The sequence below is a fragment of the Bifidobacterium sp. ESL0784 genome (assembly GCF_029433295.1).
In the GTDB taxonomy this organism is placed as follows: Bacteria; Actinomycetota; Actinomycetes; order Actinomycetales; family Bifidobacteriaceae; genus Bifidobacterium.
In genome coordinates, this window is record NZ_JAQTHV010000007.1 from 1 (window position 1) to 1,175 (window position 1,175).

Annotated in this window: 3 protein-coding genes; all 3 read right to left on the bottom strand. The window is 70.0% G+C overall.

Features of this window, described 5'->3' with window-relative positions:
- On the bottom strand, positions 1-477 hold a 477-nt coding region (locus PT279_RS09195; RefSeq protein WP_277167175.1), incomplete at its 3' end, for a hypothetical protein.
- The gene (locus PT279_RS09200; protein WP_277167176.1) at positions 468-887 is read right to left on the bottom strand and encodes a hypothetical protein; all 420 of its coding nucleotides are present in this window, start codon (positions 885-887) and stop codon (positions 468-470) included. The genes PT279_RS09200 and PT279_RS09195, both read right to left, overlap by 10 nt.
- Positions 884-1,150: a hypothetical protein gene (locus tag PT279_RS09205; RefSeq protein ID WP_277167177.1), complete on the bottom strand. Its 267-nt coding sequence runs from the start codon at positions 1,148-1,150 to the stop codon at positions 884-886. The genes PT279_RS09200 and PT279_RS09205 overlap by 4 nt, the downstream gene beginning before the upstream one ends.
- Between the last annotated feature and the right edge of the window lie 25 nt (positions 1,151-1,175).

Sequence of the window (1,175 nt, forward strand, 5' to 3'; positions counted from 1 at the left end):
GGTGGTTTGGTCGAGGGTGTGGAGGCGTCGTATCTTGTCCTCGAGCCGGGCGGCCTGTTGTTCGCCTTGCTGCCGCATGCGGTCGATCAGGACTTTCAGGGGGCCGCCGTCGGCGGGCAGCAGGTCCCGGGCCTGGCGCAGGAGGCTGTCGTTGCGGCGTATGCGGGCGACGCAGTCGGCGATGCCGTCCTCGTCCAGGTAGTCGTCGGCGATCAGGGACTCGAGGCGTTGGCGGAACTCGGCGTTGTCGGCCATGACCCGGTCGCCCTGCCGGACGGCCGCTTCCAGCCGGGGCTTGGCCGCGTCTGCGGCGTGGCGTTTGGCGGCCTGCCATCCCCGGCCGTCCAGCGACGCGTCGCCGGCCAGGCTGTTGAGGGCGCTCATGGCGCGTCTCGCCTCCGCCTGTTGGGATCGTATGTCGTGGTCGGACTGGTCGAGAGCGGCCAGCAGTTCGGGTTTGTCGACGATCAGGCCCATGGGTCCCTCCTCCGGTTCCCGTCGTTTCCGCATTCGCGCCTCGCACGCCGCAGGTTGTCCTGTTCCTCGCGGATGTCGCGCGCGTCCTCGTGCTCGCGCCTGGCCCGGCGGGCGAGGTCGTCGTGGGCCTCGAGGCAGGCGTTCCGGGCCTGGGCGGCCATGGCCGCCCGTTCCTCGTGCTCCTGTTCGAGCCGCCGCCACTCGACGTCGCCTTTGACATATTGGTGCAGGTCCTGCCAGATGCCGGAGGCCTGCTGGCCCCAGCTTGCGAGGATCCCGCCGGCCTCGTCACAGGCCCTTGCCTCCCTGTCCAGGCGTTCGGCCTTCTCCCGGGCCTCGCCGATGCGCCGCTGACAGCCGGCGATCCGCTCGTCCAGACGGCTTATGCGCGTCCCGCGGTCCTCGCTCATTGCATCGTCCCCGCGCTCGACCGGTCCGCCTCCGACAGCCTCCCGTGGGCCATCGCGGCCCCGTGGCCGGTATCGCGGGCGGATTCCGCAGCGGACCGGAACACGGACCCGAGCGCCGCGCATGCGATCCTCGCCGCCTCGGCGGCCGGCAGGCTCGACACCGAGAAATCGAAACCCACGATACCCGTGACGTTGCCCGCCGCCGCCTCCATATCACGCGCGTGAGCGGACGCTGCCGCCTCGCTGCTCCTGATCTCACTCATAACACAAAATGATAACACCAATCAC

Coding starts and splice junctions, on each gene's coding strand:
- PT279_RS09200 (WP_277167176.1), bottom strand. CDS start 887: ATGAGCGAGGACCGCGGGACGCGCATAAGCCGTCTGGACGAGCGGATC.
- PT279_RS09205 (WP_277167177.1), bottom strand. CDS start 1,150: ATGAGTGAGATCAGGAGCAGCGAGGCGGCAGCGTCCGCTCACGCGCGT.